The sequence below is a fragment of the Indibacter alkaliphilus LW1 genome (assembly GCF_000295935.2).
Classification (GTDB): Bacteria; Bacteroidota; Bacteroidia; order Cytophagales; family Cyclobacteriaceae; genus Indibacter; species Indibacter alkaliphilus.
On sequence record NZ_ALWO02000037.1, the window covers coordinates 1 to 19598 of the forward strand.

Here is a 19598-nt window from a genome sequence, read left to right on the forward strand (position 1 = left end):
TGATCCGTTGTGAATTGCTTTCAAATTGATATCTTCCCAAGGGAATCACAGCGCTGACGATGTTATCTACAATGACCAATTGGTTGTGAATTGCTTTCAAATTGATATCTTCCCAAGGGAATCACAGCCTGTTAGTGATATTCCTACATTACCACTAAGTTGTGAATTGCTTTCAAATTGATATCTTCCCAAGGGAATCACAGCATCGCCTGTGTCACCATCACCCCAGGGCACGTTGTGAATTGCTTTCAAATTGATATCTTCCCAAGGGAATCACAGCAGTCCTTTATGGCCTGTTCGACAATTCGATGTTGTGAATTGCTTTCAAAATTGATATCTTCCCAAGGGAATCACAGCGGATTTCCTTTTGCATTGGAAATACCTGGTGTTGTGAATTGCTTTCAAATTGATATCTTCCCAAGGGAATCACAGCAAGAAGAATACATCAATGCCGAGCTGGACAGTTGTGAATTGCTTTCAAATTGATATCTTCCCAAGGGAATCACAGCACGTTGGAGTGATAACACTAAAATTATATTGTTGTGAATTGCTTTCAAATTGATATCTTCCCAAGGGAATCACAGCCATAAGCTTAAAGACAGGCAGGAAGCGGAGGTTGTGAATTGCTTTCAAATTGATATCTTCCCAAGGGAATCACAGCTGACGGGGTGGATTATGACCCCTCCAAGATGTTGTGAATTGCTTTCAAATTGATATCTTCCCAAGGGAATCACAGCCCAACAAGCTCAGAGAAGCAGGGAAGTTCCGTTGTGAATTGCTTTCAAATTGATATCTTCCCAAGGGAATCACAGCACTGAAATAGACATCCTCATCACGGATGCGGTTGTGAATTGCTTTCAAATTGATATCTTCCCAAGGGAATCACAGCATACCCCACCTTAAGTGGCTGGTATGCTGTTTTTTATGATTGAAATTAGAAAATAAAAATATTGCTTTTAAAATGCGAAATTGAGTCAGACCTGACAGGTTTTGAAAACCTGTCAGGTCTAAATACTTTCAAAACAACTCCAACTGTTGTGAAGGAGGTTCTGTCTCCTGCTTACTTGTTCCAAAAAATACCTCCATCATTCCAAACTGTTTATCGGTTATGGACATGATTCCAACCTTCCCCTTAGGAGGAAGGTTCTTTTTAGTACGCTTAATATGAACATCTGCGTTTTCTCTACTTGCGCAAAACCGCATATAGATGGAAAACTGAAACATGGCAAAACCATCATCCAATAGTTTTTTACGGAAAGAAGTGGCTATTTTCCTATCCTTTCGGGTTTCAGTGGGCAAATCAAAAAAGACTAGCACCCACAAACTCCTATATTGATTAAGTCTTGAAAAATATTTTTCATCCATATTCAGGGTAAATGATTTTTCGACTGATTCCGGAAAAACACTCAAACAAGGAGGAAGTCGTCCTTGATGCCGCTACCATCAACGGACTTTTTTGACCATCTATCTTCACATCCAAAGCAGGGATACTTAACAGTTCCTTCTTCAGTTCGGTAGTCAACTCTGAATATTCATCCTGAGTCTCTACGATATGGGATACCACCAAATCCACATAAGGCCTGTATGGTTCCATGATATCATCTGCCAAGCAGTATGCATTGTATTTGTTTCGGTGCCAAATCCCCACTCCAGGAAGCATCCCTGAAGAAACCAAGGCCCTTGCTATCACCGCTCTTAAAATGGCGTAGCCATAATTCAATAAATTATTTGGGGGAATACCCAGCTGACCTCTATTGAAATCAGGAATGTCAAACAATTTCTGCCAATAAATCGCCGCTGCCTGAGCTTCATGATTACCGGAATCTCCGGAACTAACATTTTTATATAGATACTCCATCCGTTTGGACTCCTTCCCTTTTTCATGTAAAAGCGCATATTGATTTTTAATTTTTGCGGATACGGTCTGTTGCCAAAGATTTTTTTTGAGAGGCTGAGAAGCTTCCAATTGATAACGGACCCGCTCTGTTTGCTCTGAATGCCCCTGCATCGGTAACAGTAGACCTTCCGGCAGGTGTTGGGCATTGCAAGAGACAACTGCTACTTTTCTATCGGTAAGTTTGGCTAATAAACCATTCGTGATAGTTATTTGCTGATTTTCCAGTACAATCATCCCCAAGTCTTCAATAGGAACTGTCCTATCAACCTTATCCGCTTCAGGAAAACTGATATGCAGCTGCTCGTTTTTGGTGCTGAGGTAGGCAGGGTTACCGAAGAAGAGGGTTCTTTTGATCATGTTTTAAAATTTAAAGACTTGGCAATTTTCAAGACCTCAAGACCTGAAAGGTTTCTAAAACCTGTCAGGTCTAACCTTGTCTACTCCAAATCCTTATTCATCAATAATTCTTTTTTCACTTCCATCATATTTCTCACATGCTCCCAGCTGTCAAAGAAATTGTTAAAATAGGCTCTGTCCAGATTTGAAGGCTTGTTGAGATTCTGATAGGCATGCCAACTAGACCACTTCCAATCTCGATGATCTTTGACAAAGCCATGCTTCACGGGGTTGAGGTGGATATATAGGAAATTTTCTTGCCATTGGCGTTCGTCTAGGATTGGGGTTCTTTTGAAAGCTCGAATAAATAAATTTCCTTTTCTATCAAACCGCTTATTGATTGCCTTTGTATAAGAATTGAAAAAATTTGTAAAACCTTTAATTGCTGGATTTTTGGATGGATGCTGGATCAGACCTGTCAGGTTTTGAAAACCTGACAGGTCTGAAGTCTGCTTCACCCCCACCAACAAATGAAAATGATTCGGCATCAAGCAATAGGCATAAGTATCTACCACCCCACTTAAATATTTTGAATATTGCTGCAGGAAAAACCTATAGTTCTCTTCTTCACGAAATATATTCTCCATTCCATTGGCGTGATTGTAGATATGATAGGATTGCCCTAGCTCCATACATTTAATTTTTGAACGAGTAATTTAAAAGATAGCTTGTCCAAAGTTTTAGAACTTTGGAAAAGTTGAAAAAAGAACCTATAATTCTCTTCTTCACGAAAGATATTCTCCATTCCGTTGGCGTGATTAAAGATAGGGTAGGATTGGCCTAGCTCCATAAGTTTAATTTTTTAACGACTAGTTTAAAGGAGAACTTTTCCAAAGTTTTAGAACTTTGGAAAAGTTGAAAAATGAACCTATAACTCTCCTCTTCTCGAAAGATATTCTCCATTCGGTTGGCGTGATTGAAGATATGATAGGATTGACCTAGCTCCATTTTTTAATACTCTCCAACTTGAATAATCTGTCCTAAATGGTTTAATCTAACTTTTTTTATTCCATTTAAATATTGAAGACTTTTCAATTGTTTATAAGCAACATCTTTAAGCTCTTTTACATCATTAAGTACAGTTTCAAGGTGATGCCGAAATACATAATCTCTAACTGCTGAGTTTCCATACATAACTTTAGAAAACTTTTGAGCTCTATAAAGATTTGGACTAATCAAATCATAATTTTTAGGATCCAATAAATCAAAATCATTAGGATTAAAATCTTGGGATGGAAAAACAAAAAACTCGTTTTGTTTAATTGAATACAAAAAATTCCAACCTTCTTCATGCCTATACTTAATTATTGATTCCCCTTGATTTCTTCTAATTACGGCTTCATAAAAATTAACTACTTCATCTTGTAAATTCCCATCTTCATCCTCGTAAATTGCTACATGATGATTATTACCTGTACTGACAAAATCAACTGGTATTTCATTTCCTTCCTCATCTAAAATTTTTTCTCCGAAATGATCTTTCTTCACATGAAGTGATTCTACATTGCTAACACCTGAAATCTTGACTCTTTTTATAGGAATACCTTTCTCCTTGTTTAGCCAGATAGGATTTTCTTCAAGATTTGAAAATGCAAGCTTAGCATTACCTCCAAACTCTTCCAATCGGCTTTCTAATATTCTTTTTATACCAACATCAATAACTTTATCCACCTTCAAATCCGGATCAATATTTTTTCTGATGGTGTAATTTTGCTCGAGCACAACAGTTTTAACTTTTTCAGATAGCTTGATATTTTTCCCCAGATCCAAATAAATTGGCATTTTATTCAAGGAATTTTTTCCGGTAAAAGCTTTTTTTGGGTCATTCCCATTTTCAGCTAGCCTTTTCAAAAGGGCTTCCCTTTCTTCTTTCTTGGCAACAGTATTAATTTTCTGAGCATCAAAAGAAGCACCAATTTTTTCAAATTTTGTACTGTAGTGAAAGGACTTCCCGTAAACTGTTTCCTTATGTAGTTGACCTCTTGGTGTTAATGCAGTCTGTTCATTAAAACCTGCTTTCTTCTTGGTTTTATTCTTATTAATTGTAACAACTTTATTTTTTGCCTTGTAAGATACCAAGATCTTTGAAAGGTGCTTTTTTGCCTCAGCCCGAATATTTTCTATTGGAGGAATAAAACAAAGTTTTCCATTTTCTCTTTTAAGATACTTTTGTTCTATTGCGAAAATCTCTGTGCCTTTTTTGTTACCTATCGCTTTAGCATTCAAATTATTGAGATATTGAATGTATGCTGGTTTTGTTAAAGCAACCGTTAGTGCATCCATCGCATGGTGGCGGTGATCATTCCTTTTATTCCAATCTTTAATTTTATTTAATCTTTCACCATGTTTCCCTTCAATTGTATAGGTCAAACCTAACTTATCATACTTTTCCCAATTCAGCTCTTTCATGATCTCTACCAATCCCCAATCTTCCCTTAGTTTATCGGTAATAGTTCCTGTAGTAACTGAAACTCTCATTGTTATCTCAAAGAGTATTTCCTTCGCCTTTTTACTGATATAGCGGGTTTCTTGAAGCTGTCTAGCAATAAAATCCTCTGGGATTTTATCATTGGCCATCAAAAGCTTTTGAATTTTGGCCTTACTCAATTTCCCATAAAGTGATTTCACCCGAGATTGATATTGCTCAAATTCATCAGCAGAAAGTTTATTTTGAAGAAAACTAAATGCCGTAACATTTGCTTTATCAATATTTAGCTGCCTTTCACAAATAGTTTTGTTAGAAAAAGAGTCATCAAATAATCTTGCCTTAGGAATAATATGCTCAATATCATATTCCTTGGAAAAAAGCTTACTTGCCTCAATTGGTTTACCAGTATAAAGAGATATCCCATCTGTTTCAAGCCAAAGCTTGTAGCGTAACAAATCGTTTTTAGTAACTCTTTTCAGCCCAAACTCTTTTTTGAGTATTTCTCTATATTTTTCATGGTCTCGAGTTGCTGATGCAATATTGGAAGTCATATTTTTCCGTTGCTCAGCATTTGCCTTTAGCTCGCGAGCCATTTCAACTCTTATTTCATCTGGCCTACCTAGATTTGGATCTTTTAAAATGGCATTTACCACATTTATCATCTGATTAAGAATCTTCTCTACGACAGGATTTCTTAAAGAATTCTTTTTTAATAATTCCAACTCTGCTCTCAACTCCCTCTTTTCATTTTCATCTTTTGTAAATGAAGAAGAATGATTATATCCTGCATAGGTACAAGCCTTGTCGTAAATAAGCCCAGATTGAAGATGTGGTAATATTTTTTTTATTGCCCTACTACTTAAGGAAGCGTGATCATCTTGAAGACTAATACTTGCCAAAATTTTTGCATGTTCAGGTTTGAAACCAAACTTTCTGATCAAATTTTGCTTTAATTTCTGATCATCCTCAGAGCTATATAATAAATGCCAAAATTGAATGTAGGACTGCTTTTCATATTCTGCCCCCTCGATATCACTATTTACTTGAAGTAATTCTGTATCTATGCCAATTCTCAAAAAAGCTTCAGAAAACTGATCCAAAATATCATCAGCTTTTAAATTACCCAAATCTATTGGCTCACCATCTTCTAATTCAATGATTTTTGCAAACGCCTCAAAAAAAGCATGATTAGTACGATTACCTTCTATTTTTGTAAAATTGAATTCCCAATCGCTAGGTTTTAAACCTAATACTTTCAAAGCATCCTTTACACTTAATTCCTTTTTGAAAGCTAATTCATTTGCTAGAGCAGTTTTATCCTCTAATGCTAATTCACATTTCTCATTTAGGTTATCTTTTTTTATCAAAGTTAAATTATTGAGATTTTGCCATATCCTAAACTCCTGAAAGATAGGATGTGATTTAGGTACAACTTTATGGTGTTCTTCAAACTCACAATTGCTAATCAAGTGCTTTTGAGATTTAAGTCGGCGCTGAAAGAAAATAGTAACATCCCTAACCTCCTGTTTTAATTCATCATTTAATTGAGGATAAAAACTTGACTGTACACTCCAAATTTTTTCGAATTCATCCAAATAATCCTGTCTATAAAATACCTGTCCTTTCAATCTTGTATGGGGATTCTTTTTGACTTGCTGATACAGATATTGACCAACAGTTAAATTTTTGAAGTATAACTCCTTACTTCTATCACTAATAGCACCTAAATAGCCACTGGAATTGGATATTTGAGAATTAATTTGGGAAAGAATTAATGCGATTTCCGAAAGATCTATTTTAAAGTTTACTGCTTCAGCTCTCCATTTATATTCTTGTAATCTTCTTTCTTCCCGTTTTCCTTTATTTTCGGCTAATTGAACTCCTCGTTTATTGAAATATTGCTTTGTAGGAGTACTAGCTTTTCCCATCCAATCTTCAACAAAAGATGTATTCAAAATATCTGGATAGAATTCAGATTGGTAATTCACAATTTTCTTAAATTCTTCCTGAAGGTCAGATCTATAAAAATCAGGGACATTTTTTCTACCATTTTTCAAAGCTTCATAGACCCACTGTCCAGGTGTTAGATCATTTTCATATAACTCCTTAGCTATACCCATGCTATCAATAGCCGTTCCTTCATCCTCTTCGGACATTGCCTTTCTACTGCTTTTATAGCCTCTTTTTTTATTGATTTGCAATAGGACTTTCACAAAATCATCGAGCTCTATTTTTTCTTTCGCTGCTTTATCTCTCAACTTCAATGTTGAAAAAGTAGAAGATGGACCGTCCTCAGCATATTGGAAGTTTGAAGGAATTAAATTCTTTTCTTTAAAGGTTTCAAGAAGTGCATTTCTCCTTTGCTTGAATCGTTGTAAGTTTCTTCTGGCTCCTCTTTTAAGAGTCCTATCTGCATTAATTGATATAGTATTCCCCTTAGCAAAGTCATTTTCTTCATCAGAACTGAGAGGTACTATCCTTACTCCCATATCAACAATTTCACTTCCAACCACATCTTTTTCAGGTTCTTTGATAAAAGCCCAACCAATTGAAGTAGTCCCCAAATCCAATCCCAAAATCTTTTTCATATTTTTATAAAAGTTTAAAGTTTAAAATCTATATTAGCGTCATCAATTTGAAGCAATTCACAATAAGGATTATTCCGTTGTGAAAACATTTAAGAGGGCCCCGATGGATTTGATCTTTCGGGGTCGTCTTTTTCTCCCCTACCCTAAGAAATCCCATTATACCCCTATTTATTTACTTAAAAAATCCCCTGTACAGGGGATTTTTATCGATTGACATACGCTGTCACATTTTTTTAATAAATTCACCCAAAATCCCATTTTATGAAAAATCTCTTTTTGATCATCGCTTTTTGCACGCTTATACCATTGTATAGTCCTGCTCAGGACAAAATCCCTGTAGGACTCATCGAAACACCCTTGGGGAAAATCTTTATTGAGTTTTCAGACCTGACGCCAAATCACCAGGAAAGCTTTGTCCAATTGGCTGAAGCCGGTTATTGGGATTCTTTGACTTTCAACAGGGTCATCCCTGATTTTGTGGCACAGGGTGGCTGCCCGGATACTCCCGAAGGATTCAATGATCCCGAATATCTCTTAGAACCGGAATTTCACCCCACACTCACTCATGTTTATGGAGCTGTTGGGGCAGGTAGGGATGATAATGTTGACAAGCTCTCTGCTAGATGCCAATTCTATATCGTCCAAAACAAAAACGGACTTCATCGGCTCGATGGAGACTACACTGTTTTCGGTCATGTGATCCAAGGAATGGAAATTGTAGATCAGATTGTTCAAGTTCCCAAAACAGAGCAAAACCAACCTTTAATAGCGATAACCTTAGACATCAAAATAACCTACATGACGTCGCAGGAAATTATTGATTTAAAGAAAGGAAATACATGATATTTATTTGACAACTTTTCATTTAATTTCATTAGTTTGTCAGCCAGAGTTCTTTTACGATGAGCGAGCCAAAGAAAATTTACAATGAGGAGGAGCGGTTAAAAAACCTTTATTCCTACCGGATTTTAGATACAGACGGAGAAAGCGACTTCGACTTCATCACAGCTATGGCTGCTCAGATCTGCGGAACCAAATACGCTACAGTGACATTGGTAGACAAAGAGCGACAGTGGTTTAAGTCTGCTTATGGTCTGACTGTCAAAGAAACCCCTATCTCGCACTCGGTCTGCGCCCTTGCCATCCAATCTCCGGATGATTTTTATGAAGTTCAAGACAGTGCTACCGATCCCAACATGTCTTCCCATCCTGCCTGGACCGAACTGGGCATCAAATACTACGCTTCTTATCCGCTTATTTCCGAAGATGGCTATGCATTGGGAACCCTTTGTGTGGCTGATGATGAACAAAAGACGCTTTCTGAAGAACAGAAAAAAACCCTAAGAGCATTGAGTACCCAAGTCATGAGGCTTTTGGAACTCAGAAAAAGAAATTCCGAACTCAAAAGAAACCAAGCATACTATAAATCTCTTTTGGAAAACACCCATGGAAGCCCCTATAGATGTAAAAATGACCCAAATCAAACTTTTGTTTTCCTGACTGATGGATTTGAAAAAATAACAGGCTATTCACTAAAAGATTTTTTGGATAACCCTAACCAATCATTTATCAACCTTATTCATAAAGAAGACCTGGAAAAGGTGCTGAGCGTAAAAGAAAAAGCGATCAAGGAAAAAAAACCTTGGCAGCTTCAATACAGAATAGTCCACAGCTCAGGGTTAATTAAATGGATAGATGAAAGGGGAAAAGTATTCCTGGACCAAGTAGCTCAGGAATACTACCTGGACGGTATTCTTTTGGATATATCAGCTACTAAAAATGAAGAGGTACTTTTCAGAAATATCTTTGACAACTCACAAGGTCTGATCTGTATACATGATTTTAATGGAAAAATTCTAAAGATCAATGAGGCTGCATCGAATTCTCTTGGATATGAATTAGATGAGGTGATCGGTAAAAACCTCCGGCAGTTTATCAATGACTACGATCAGTTTATGATTGACCTTTACTTTGAGGAAATGAAAAAAGTAGGTCGGCATAAGGGAATCCTTCGCCTGAAATCCAAAAACGGCATCAACAAGTACTGGGCTTATGACAATTCTGTAGCAGATTTTGGAGGCATCAGGGATATCATTGTAACCAATTCAGTAGATATTACAGAGAGTATAAAAGTAGAAAAAGCACTCAAAGCTACCGAAGAACGCCTTCAAATGATAGCCGAAACCGTGGATGACGCCTATTATGTCTATGATGTATTGAAGAACAAATACGAATATTTAAGCCCTAACAGCGAGAAAATCCTAGGTGTTGGTATGGATTTTTTCCAAAGTGGCAAGAGCTTTACCGATACCTATGTCCTTGAGGAGGACCGTTCGATCTGCCGCGAAGGCACTGATAAGCTCCACAATGGAGAAGCATACAACATTGAGTTCAGAGTGAACATCGACAATCAGATCCGCTGGCTCAATGAAAAGGCTTTTCCTGTATCCAATCAAAAAAAACAGGAAAAAAAAGTAGCCGGAAGAGTTTCGGACATCACAGCGAGAAAGGAAATCCAATTAGAATTGGAAAAAACCAAAGAAATATTGGAGCAAGCCAGTAGAACCGCTTCTGTAGGTGCTTGGGAAGTAGATCTTTTGGACAAAAAAGTCAATTGGTCCAATGTAATGAAGGAAATTCATGGTGTGAATCCGGATTTTGAGCTTTCTGTGGAAAACAGCCTTCAGTTTTTCAAAAAAGGATTCAACAGAAACAAAGTAAGAGAGGGCTTCGACCAATTAATCAAGAAGGGAAAAAGTTTAGATCAGGAATTGATCATCATTGATGCCCAAGGTCGGGAGAAATGGGTGAGATTGATTGCAAAAGGAGAATACAAGATGGGACAATGCATCCGTCTTTATGGTACGATGCAGGACATCAATGACATCAGGAAAAAAACTTCAGAATTGGTTAAAACCAAACAACAACTTGAAAGCATACTTTCAGAAATGGAAGATGTGGTTTGGGCTGTTAAATTACCAACAAAACGGGTTCTTTTTGTCACACCATCCATCAAGGATTTTTTTGGTCTTGAACCGGATGAAGGTATGGAGAATGCTGATTTCTGGTTAAAATTTATTCACCCAGAAGACGTAACTGTTGTCGAAGAGGTCAGGAAGCAAGTAGATGATCTCAAATCCTTTGAAAAGGAATTCAGAATTATAAAAACAGACGGGAGCACCCGATGGGTATATACTTTGGGCAAAATCATATTTGATGACCATGATGCCCCAGTAAGGCTTGATATCAAAATGACAGATATCACCAAAGACAAACAGTTTGAAAGTCAACTGATTGCGGAGACCGAGAGGGCCAATGCTGCCAGCAAATCAAAATCTGAATTTCTTGCCAATATGAGCCATGAAATCAGAACTCCCCTCAATGGTGTCATAGGCTTTACGGATATTTTGCTCAAGACAGAGCTAAGTCATATACAGAAGCAATATGCAGAAAATGCAAATACGGCAGGAAAATCCCTTTTGAACCTGATCAATGACATCCTGGATTTCTCCAAGATTGAGGCTGGTAAACTGGATTTGGAACTGATTGAAACAGATCTCCACCAGCTTCTGTATGAGACCATGGATATTATCAAATATCCTGCAGGACAAAAAAATCTGGAAGTGATCTTGGATATCAATCCAAATATCCCAGAATCAGTCCTGTTAGATCCTTTTAGACTCAGACAGATTCTGATCAATCTGCTCAACAATGCCATAAAATTCACAGAAAAAGGCCATGTTATTCTTAAGGTAGATTTTCAAACCAAGGAAAATCAGGAAATAGACTTAACCTTCTCAGTTATTGATACAGGAATAGGCATAACAGAATCCCAGCAGAAAAAATTATTCAAAGCTTTTTCCCAGGCAGACAATTCTACCACAAGGAAATTCGGAGGTACGGGACTTGGCCTTACCATTTCCAATTTGCTTGCCGAAAAAATGGGAGGCAAAATTCAGATTGAAAGTAAAGAAGGCAAAGGTTCTACCTTCTTCTTCCAAATAAATTCAAAAATATTAATTCCGACCAATAAACCTCTTGAACCAAGTCTTCCATTTAGTAAAGTGCTTGTCCTAGATGACAACAGAAACGTTGCTGAAGTTCTTGCTTCGCAGTTTTCTCTCTGGCAGGTTAAAACTTATCTGGCCTCAAACGGCCTGGAAGCCTTCAAAATATTAAAGGAACATTCTGATATTGAAATGGCCCTGATAGATTATCACATGCCTTATGTCAATGGCCTTGATGTGACCGGAAAAATCAGAAATGATTTGGGGCTCAGCGAAGAAAAACTGCCGGTATTTTTGATGAGTTATTATTCAGATGAAAAGGAACTTGCAGACCGATTAAAACCACTGGGAATCAAACAGACCCTCATCAAGCCGTTGAAATTAAAGCAAGTCTTCAGTATTCTTCAAAGCTACCGAGAGACAGAGAAAAATACTCCTGTCCCATCTCAGCCATCAAATAGAACAGATTCTAAGATTGAAGGAGAATTCACCATTCTGGTGGCAGAGGATATCAGCATGAATATGCTGCTATTGAAAACCTTATTGAACAATATTCTAAACAAGGTTAAAGTCATTGAATGCAGCAATGGAAAAATAGCCCTTGAGAAATATAAGGAAAACAAAGTTGACCTGATCTTTATGGACGTTCAGATGCCAGAAATGGATGGGCTGACGGCAACTCAGAAAATACGAAATTACGAAGCTGAAAACAACATAAAAACTCCCATTGTGGCACTTACTGCAGGTGCTCTGAGTGAGGAAAGGGAAAAATGTTTTAAGGCTGGAATGGATGACTTTCTGACCAAACCTATACAGCCAAATTCCCTCAAAGCAGTCTTGGAAAAACACCTGAATTGTTTGGAAAATACTGCTGAAAATCTAGATGCCCTGGAAAGCAAGGGTAAAGGATTGATCAGCTTCAATAAAGGAAAGCTCCTTAAGCTTATTGACAACAATATCCCTTTACTCAAAGAGCTTCTAATTACTTCCAAAGACCTCTCTTCGAAAGTATATGAAAATATAGATCATCTTAAGCAATCGAGGCTGGACGAAATTCAAGCGAACGCACATTATATCCGAGGGGCTTCCCAATCTATGGGCTTTGACATATTGGCCGAAATTACAGGAGATTTGGAAATGAGAGCTAAAGAAGCTGATCTGGAAAGCTTGAATGCTTTGGTTGCAGAAGTGAAGGAAGAATGGGATAAGCTGGCAATAATCATTGAAAATGAAATCAGTATCATCAATAGCTGAAAAAACATATGAGCAAATCAGATAAGCCACTTAAGATTTTGGTAGTAGGATGTGGAAACATGGGAGCCTCTCATGCTGCTGCCTACCACTCCATGAAAGAGTTTGAAATCTGTGGTCTTGTAGCACGAGGAAACAGCAAGGTAGAGCTCAATCTAAAACTAGGCGCTTCTTATCCTTTGTTTGCTGATTATGAAGAAGCATTGAAAACCACCAAGCCGGATGCAGTTTGCATATCTACTTATCCGGATACCCATGAGCCTTACGCCTTGAAGGCCTTAAAAGCAGGCTGCCATGTATTTATTGAAAAACCATTGGCAGATACAGTCTCAGGCTCTGAAAAAATTGTGGAAGCAGCCAAGAAGACCGGTAAAAAAGTAGTGGTCGGATATATTCTAAGACATCACCCTTCTTGGGAGAAGTTTATTTTTGAAGCCCAAAAACTTGGGAAACCCTTGGTGATGCGCATGAACCTCAATCAGCAGAGCAAAGGCTACATGTGGAACGTGCATAAAAACCTCATGCAAAGTCTCAGTCCAATAGTGGATTGTGGCGTGCATTATATTGACGTAATGTGTCAGATGACCCGTTCGAAGCCCCTTACGGTTTCAGCTATAGGCGCAAGATTGACGGATGAGATTGCCTCTGACAATTACAACTACGGTCAATTGCAGATTCGCTTTGAGGATGGATCGGTTGGCTGGTATGAAGCCGGCTGGGGACCCATGATCAGTGACAATGCATTTTTTATCAAGGATGTTTTTGGTCCAAAAGGTGCAGTTTCCATCGTAGCCAAAAATGCCGGAGGTATGGGCAAATCAGATGATGTGGATTCACATACAAAGACCGAAAGTATCAAAATACACCATGCAGCGATTGATTCAGAAAATCAATTCCTGAAAAAAGACGAATGGATTGATATGAAAGATGAACCTGACCATCAGGAACTATGCAACAGGGAACAAGAATATTTCCTAAAGGCTATTCAGGAAAACATTGATTTGACTGACCACTTAAGTGATGCAGTCAACAGCCTGAAAATTGCTTTTGCTTGTGATGAATCAGTAAAAACAGGGAATATTGTGAAGTTATGACTTTCTAAAATTATCTATTAGAAATTTTCCAGTTTGAGAAAAAAAATAATGTTTTGATTTAACAGTTATTATTTGGCTTTGTATAATTAGTTTCCTTATTTTTAGTTAAAGTAAGAATTTTAGGAAGAATTCACCACAGTAATCCTCACATTCTCTACACAACATGCTATCCGAAAACTCAAAATATAAGGCCATATTTGATGTTGCCCCTATTCCAATTTGGGAAGAAGATTTTTCGGAAATCAAAAATTACCTTGATGAGTTGGACTTGATGGGGAAGTCTGAAAATTCAGTAAGAAATAAACTTTTGAAATCCCCGGAAATTATAAATGCCTGCATCAGTAAATTGCGCATTCTCAATTTCAATCTAGCCTGCTTAGAATTACATAAAGCTAATAGTAAGCAAGAACTTTTAGAAAGTTTTCATAAGCTTATCCTTCCCGAAACCGGTGCTGCTTTTTTGGAACAAATAGTGGGCATCACGCAGGGAAAGCATTCCATGGAAATGGAGTCCAAAATGATGTCAATGGACGGCAGTGTCAGGGAAATTTACGTAAGGTGGAAAGTTGTACCAGGTTTTGAGGACAGTTTGAAAGAAGTTTTGGTAACCACAGAGGACATTTCATCCACCAAATCCCAAATCGAAAAGCAAAAAGAAACGGAACAAAAACTTAATGATGCTCAGAAGATAGCCAAAGTAGGCTATTTCGAATTTGATCCTGCCACAGAGGAGTTATTTTGGTCTGAAGAAGTATATCATATTTGGGAGATGGATCCTGAAAAAAGTAAGCCAGGTAAGATCAAACTTTGGCAAAGTATCCATCCGGACGACCGCAAAAACTTCCAATTGGTATTAAAAAAAGCTTTGTCAGGTGAAATCAATGCTGATTTCAAATACCGTATCATCACCTCAGAAGGAAATACCAAATGGATTAAGGAAAAAGGTTCTCTAAAATATGATCAGCATAGTAAAACTGAAAAATACAAAGGGACCATACAGGATGTCACAGAAGAGGAGGTTTTAAGGCAAGGACTCAAAGAATTGCTCAAGCGGTACCACTTGGTCAGCAAAGCCACTTCTGAAATCATTTACGATTGGGACTTGGTCAATGGATCCATTTTTTGGGGTGAAGGGCTTCGCTCCCAATTTGGCTATCATATTTCAAGCAGTTCGGTCAATTTAGATGATTTCGGAGGGTTTATACACCCTGAAGATGAGAGCTTTGTTAGAGAAAGCATGAATAATTTTTTCAAATCCAAGGATGAGTTTTGGCAGGGGGAATACAGGTTCAAAAAGTCCGATGGCAGCTATGCTACTGTCATTGATAAAGGCTACGGAGTAAGAAACTCCAAAGGTAAAATAGAAAGAATGGTCGGTGCGCTCCAGGATATTACAGAAATCAAAAAAACCACAGAAGACCTCAAACAAAGAAATCATTTTATTCAAACCACGATTGACAACCTCCCGATTGGCATCGCTGTCAATTCTATTGATTCAGGCCAAGTCACTTTGATGAATAAAAAATTTGCCGAGATTTACGGTTGGCCTATGGAAGATCTGAATAATATTCCATCTTTTTTTGAAAAAGTATATCCTGACCCTGTTTATAGAAAGCAGCTCCAGGAAAGAATCCTTGCAGATGTTGAAAGTGGAATTCCTGAAAAGATGAATTGGTCAGGTATAGAAATCACCACTAAAGAGGGGAAAAAGAAAATAGTCACTGCTAAAAACATCCCGGTTTATGACCAGGGACTGATGATCTCAACAGTAATTGATGAAACCGAAAAATACAAAGCAGAAAAAGAACTGGAAAAAATCAATGAGCGCTTTTTGTATGCTACCCATGCGGTATCCGATGCTATCTGGGACTGGAATTTGGAATCTGAAACCATTTTTTGGGGAAATGGCTACAAAACTTTGTTTGGGTACCCTCTTGAAACCAATTACGTGACACAAGACGCCTGGGAACATGCCATTCATCCGGAGGATAGAATTGCAATTGTAAAAAGCATAACAGCAGCAAGAAAAGATAAAAGTGTTTCAAAATGGGAAGGGGAATACCGGTTTAAAAAATACTGTGGTGAGTATGCTTTCGTCAAAGAAAAAACAATCATTCTGAGAAATGATAAAGGCAAACCAGTCAGAATGGTGGGAGCACTGCAGGACATCAGTGAGCAGAAGAGAACAGAGGAACTTATTGCCCAAGAAAGAAATCTCCTGAGAACCCTCATAGACAACATCCCCGATTACATCTATGTAAAGGACAAAGATTTCAAGCACCTGATCAACAACAAAGCAAATGTTCAATTGATCGGAAAAGAGCAAGAGTCAGAAACAATAGGCAAAACCGTCTTCGATTTATTTCCAAGTGATTTTGCAGAACTTTTCCATGCTGATGACCTGAAGGTCATGAAGCATAAAGAACCGGTCCTTAACAGAGAAGAGCCTATAATCGATGGTCATGGGCAGGTAAGAATCCTGAGCACTTCAAAGCTTCCATTGAAAGATCCTGAGGGTAAGGTTTTCGGGCTGGTCGGCATTTCCAGAGACATTACAGAAAATAAGGATTATGAAAAGTCCCTACTTTATAAAACCAAACTTTTGGAAACAATTACCTCGGTAGTCAAGCTTTTGCTTTTCAATCAGGACTGGTTAAAAGCTTTGGAGGAATGTTTGGAATTGATTGGGAAAGCTATAGGCGCAGACAGGGTCTATTTCTTTAAGAACTACACAGATGCTGAATCCGGAAAATTGATGACCCGACAGCTTGTTGAATGGAATGATCCAGAGGTAAGTTCAGAATTGGAAAATCCCGATTATCAAAAATTATCCCTTGATGATTTTCCTGAATTTTTGACTAAAGCCTATAAGAAAGAGCCTTTTGTAACTAACTCAAAAAATACTTCAGGACCTCTTCTGAAAATACTTTCAGAACAAAATATCAAATCGATTATTCAATTTCCCATTTTTATCCGAAAAGATTTTTTTGGATACATCGGTTTTGATTATTGCAAACAAGAAAGATTTTGGTCAGATGAAGAGATTTCATTCCTGAAAACCCTCACTTCCAATATAGAAGTGGCTATAGAAAGAGCGCAGAACTTGGAGTCTTTAAAAGCATTGAATGAAAAGCTGCAACAAAGCAATCATGAACTGGGAATGTCAAACAAAGAACTGGAACAGTTTGCCTATGTCGCCTCACATGATCTACAGGAGCCCTTGCGGATGATTACGAGCTTCCTTTCCATGATAGAAAGAAAATATGCTGAGCAACTCGATGACAAGGGAGTACAATATATCCGGTTTGCAGTTGAGGGCGCTATGAGAATGAAATCAATCATTCTGGATCTATTGGAGTATTCCAGGGTAGGCAGGATTCACATCCCCAGCGAGTCAATCAATTTGAATTTGCTTTTGGAAGAAATCACTTCTCTTTTCCAAACTAATATTGAAGAAAACAAGGCAAAGCTAATTTGGTCTAGCCTTCCTACGATCAAATCACAAAGACCGAATATCAGGCAGGTTCTTCAAAATTTAATTTCTAATGCGCTCAAATACAAGAGTGAGGATAGAGATCCTATAGTAGAAATCAAAACCTATGAAGAAGGAGATATCTGGCATTTTGAAGTCGCTGACAACGGGCTTGGAATTGCTGAAGAGTATCACAAGAAAATTTTCATTATCTTTCAAAGGTTGCATGGGAAGGAAAAATATTCAGGCACTGGAATAGGACTGGCTATTTGTAAAAAAATCATTGAAAACCTGGGTGGAAAGATTTGGGTAGAATCGAGTCCTGATCAAGGAAGTATATTCCATTTCACAGTACCGAAAAAGCACAAAAATTAATTTATGCGCAGCAAGTATTTGAAGTTCTTCTATAAAAAGCCTCTTTTTACAGGACTTTTCACTTTTGCAATATCCTTTTTAATCACACAGTTTCTTACCTATAAGGAAGTCGAGTTGTACCGGTCTTATGAAGAAAACTCAACCATAGAACAAGCCAATTTAATTGAAAAAAGAATTTCAAACGGACTTTCTGCAGCTATCACAGCCGCCAGGACATTGGAATTTATAGAAAGCCGATATGGGACTGAAAATGAATTTGAAGAAGTAGCAAAAAAAATACTAGCGGATAATCCTAACTTAGATGTGATCCAATTATTGAAAGGAGGAGAAATCATCCAAGTCTATCCGCTGGAAGGAAATGAACCTGTATTGGGTTATGATATCCTGGAAGACCCCACAAGAAGTCAAGAAGCAATCAAAGCCAGAGATAACAAAGACATCTTTTTCGCTGGGCCTTTTGAGCTCAAGCAGGGTGGCGTAGGCATAGTGGGCAGGTTACCCATTTTTAAAGACAATGAATTCTGGGGATTTTCAGCGGTGATTATTTATTTGGAAACTTTCAAAGAAATTATCGATTCAAGTATTGGTAATCAGGATCAATTTTATGTACAACTTTCTAAAGTAAACCCCTACACAAATTCTACCGAATACTTTTTACTTCAGGAAGATGAAGCGCAATTTACAGGATTTAGGGAAGATATTTTTATTGACTGGGGAGAATGGTCACTGACAGTTATTCTAAGAAAAAGTGAGGCTTTGAGTAAAGTTTATCTGGCATTTACCCTGAGGTTTATCTTCTCTTTAATCTTGGGAGTGGTGGCATGGTTTCTTGCCAAGCAACCTGCTATGCTGGAGGAAAAAGTACTGCAGCAATCCCAAAGGCTAGCTTTATCGAATGAACGTTTCAAATACGCCACAAGAGCTACTTCTGATGCCATTTGGGATTGGGACTTCAAGTCAGGTGAAGTTTACAGGTCCAAAAACTTTGAGAAACTTTTTGGTTTTAAGCGGGCCACCCTCAACAGCAGCACTGACTTCTGGGACAGCAGAATTCATCCTGATGACATTGATAGAGTACAGCGTAATTTAAAAGAAAACATTGCCTCGGAGCGAACCTACTGGGAACAGGAATTCAGATTTAAAAAAAGCGATGGTAACTATGCTTATGTCATTGACAAGGGGATTATTTTAAGGGATGATAAAGGGAAACCCCTGAGAATTATTGGGGCCACCCAGGATATCAGTAAAATAAAAGCTTCGGAAAACTCTCTAAAAGAAATCAGTGAGCAATTAAAAGAAAGAGCTAAAGAATTAGAGTTGTCAAATGAGGAGCTGGAGAAATTCGCCTACAATGTTTCCCATGACCTGCAGGAGCCTTTGAGAATGATCTCGAGCTTTATCAAATTGTTGGACAAAAAATACGGCCATCTCTTGGATGAGAAAGGCAAGCAATATATCCACTTTGCCAGTGAAGGGGCTATTACCATGAGACAGATTATTTTGGATCTTTTGGACTACAGCATGGCCGGTAATGTAGGACAAAAGGAAAAAGTATGCCTACATGAAGTAATAGAGGATGTCAAATTACTCCATAGAAACTCGATCCAGCAAAAAAATGCCAAATTGATCTATGACCAACTACCGGAAATCGTAGCCTCCAAAGCCACAATCAGGCAATTATTTCTAAACATCATCGATAATGCGCTAAAATATAGCAGTGAAAAAAGAGAACCGCTCATCGAAATCAAAGTCAAAGAAAGCCCTGAATTTTGGCATTTTGAAATAGCTGACAATGGTATAGGAATAGCCCCTGAATTTCACCACCAAGTTTTCAATATTTTTCAAAGGTTACATACAGACGACATTTACAAAGGAACGGGAGTAGGACTTGCTATTGCTAAAAAAATAATTGAAACCCATGAAGGCAAAATCTGGGTAGAATCCGAATTAGATAAAGGAACAAGTTTTATGTTCACTATCAAAAAGTTTGACCTCGAACAAAAAAGTACTGCATAATTAAAAAAATTATTATGTATCTTTTGAATCAGTAATACTAATCACCCAACAAGTATTCAACTGTTTAATCGTAT

9 protein-coding genes and 1 CRISPR repeat array are annotated in these 19598 nt (G+C 37.7%); of the genes, 5 read left to right on the forward strand and 4 right to left on the reverse strand.

Annotated elements, in window-relative coordinates; genetic code table 11:
• The first annotated feature begins 6 nt into the window (after positions 1–6).
• A CRISPR array of direct repeats spans positions 7–889; the repeat unit is 46 nt; unit sequence GTTGTGAATTGCTTTCAAATTGATATCTTCCCAAGGGAATCACAGC.
• A gap of 128 nt (positions 890–1017) precedes the next feature.
• From cas2 to cas9, 4 genes are all read right to left on the reverse strand, one after another.
• Complete coding sequence (gene cas2 / locus A33Q_RS12530) at positions 1018–1365, reverse strand: CRISPR-associated endonuclease Cas2 (RefSeq protein WP_009035782.1); 348 nt, start codon at positions 1363–1365, stop codon at positions 1018–1020.
• Positions 1358–2254, reverse strand: coding sequence for a type II CRISPR-associated endonuclease Cas1 (gene cas1, locus A33Q_RS12535; protein WP_009035783.1), 897 nt, complete (start codon positions 2252–2254; stop codon positions 1358–1360). The genes cas2 and cas1 overlap by 8 nt, the downstream gene beginning before the upstream one ends.
• A gap of 80 nt (positions 2255–2334) precedes the next feature.
• Complete coding sequence (locus tag A33Q_RS12540; RefSeq protein WP_009035784.1) at positions 2335–2925, reverse strand: transposase; 591 nt, start codon at positions 2923–2925, stop codon at positions 2335–2337.
• Between the two features lie 319 nt (positions 2926–3244).
• Positions 3245–7309: a type II CRISPR RNA-guided endonuclease Cas9 gene (gene cas9 / locus A33Q_RS12545; RefSeq protein WP_009035786.1), complete on the reverse strand. Its 4065-nt coding sequence runs from the start codon at positions 7307–7309 to the stop codon at positions 3245–3247.
• Positions 7310–7570: 261 nt separating this feature from the next.
• On the opposite strand from cas9, the gene A33Q_RS12550 reads away from it, so the two are divergent.
• The 5 genes from A33Q_RS12550 (at position 7571) to A33Q_RS12570 (ending at position 19524) form a co-directional block, all read left to right on the forward strand.
• The gene (locus A33Q_RS12550; protein WP_009035787.1) at positions 7571–8152 is read left to right on the forward strand and encodes a peptidylprolyl isomerase; all 582 of its coding nucleotides are present in this window, start codon (positions 7571–7573) and stop codon (positions 8150–8152) included.
• A 59-nt stretch (positions 8153–8211) separates the two neighbouring features.
• Positions 8212–12570 (forward strand): PAS domain-containing protein, encoded by a 4359-nt coding sequence (locus A33Q_RS21580; protein WP_009035788.1) that lies wholly within the window; start codon positions 8212–8214, stop codon positions 12568–12570.
• 8 nt (positions 12571–12578) lie between these two features.
• Positions 12579–13661, forward strand: coding sequence for a Gfo/Idh/MocA family protein (locus tag A33Q_RS12560; protein ID WP_009035789.1), 1083 nt, complete (start codon positions 12579–12581; stop codon positions 13659–13661).
• Between the two features lie 163 nt (positions 13662–13824).
• A complete protein-coding gene (locus tag A33Q_RS12565; protein ID WP_009035790.1) occupies positions 13825–17508 on the forward strand; it encodes a PAS domain-containing protein in 3684 nt (1227 codons plus the stop codon).
• A gap of 3 nt (positions 17509–17511) precedes the next feature.
• The gene (locus tag A33Q_RS12570) at positions 17512–19524 is read left to right on the forward strand and encodes an ATP-binding protein (RefSeq protein WP_009035791.1); all 2013 of its coding nucleotides are present in this window, start codon (positions 17512–17514) and stop codon (positions 19522–19524) included.
• Positions 19525–19598 lie beyond the last annotated feature (74 nt).

What these genes read in the sequence shown, in the direction of transcription:
- A33Q_RS12540 (WP_009035784.1), bottom strand. Translation starts at nt 2,925, where the DNA reads ATGGAGCTAGGGCAATCCTATCATATCTACAATCACGCCAATGGAATG.
- A33Q_RS12565 (WP_009035790.1), top strand. Translation starts at nt 13,825, where the DNA reads ATGCTATCCGAAAACTCAAAATATAAGGCCATATTTGATGTTGCCCCT.
- cas2 (WP_009035782.1), bottom strand. Translation starts at nt 1,365, where the DNA reads ATGGATGAAAAATATTTTTCAAGACTTAATCAATATAGGAGTTTGTGG.
- A33Q_RS12550 (WP_009035787.1), top strand. Translation starts at nt 7,571, where the DNA reads ATGAAAAATCTCTTTTTGATCATCGCTTTTTGCACGCTTATACCATTG.
- A33Q_RS12570 (WP_009035791.1), top strand. Translation starts at nt 17,512, where the DNA reads ATGCGCAGCAAGTATTTGAAGTTCTTCTATAAAAAGCCTCTTTTTACA.
- cas1 (WP_009035783.1), bottom strand. Translation starts at nt 2,254, where the DNA reads ATGATCAAAAGAACCCTCTTCTTCGGTAACCCTGCCTACCTCAGCACC.
- A33Q_RS12560 (WP_009035789.1), top strand. Translation starts at nt 12,579, where the DNA reads ATGAGCAAATCAGATAAGCCACTTAAGATTTTGGTAGTAGGATGTGGA.
- A33Q_RS21580 (WP_009035788.1), top strand. Translation starts at nt 8,212, where the DNA reads ATGAGCGAGCCAAAGAAAATTTACAATGAGGAGGAGCGGTTAAAAAAC.
- cas9 (WP_009035786.1), bottom strand. Translation starts at nt 7,309, where the DNA reads ATGAAAAAGATTTTGGGATTGGATTTGGGGACTACTTCAATTGGTTGG.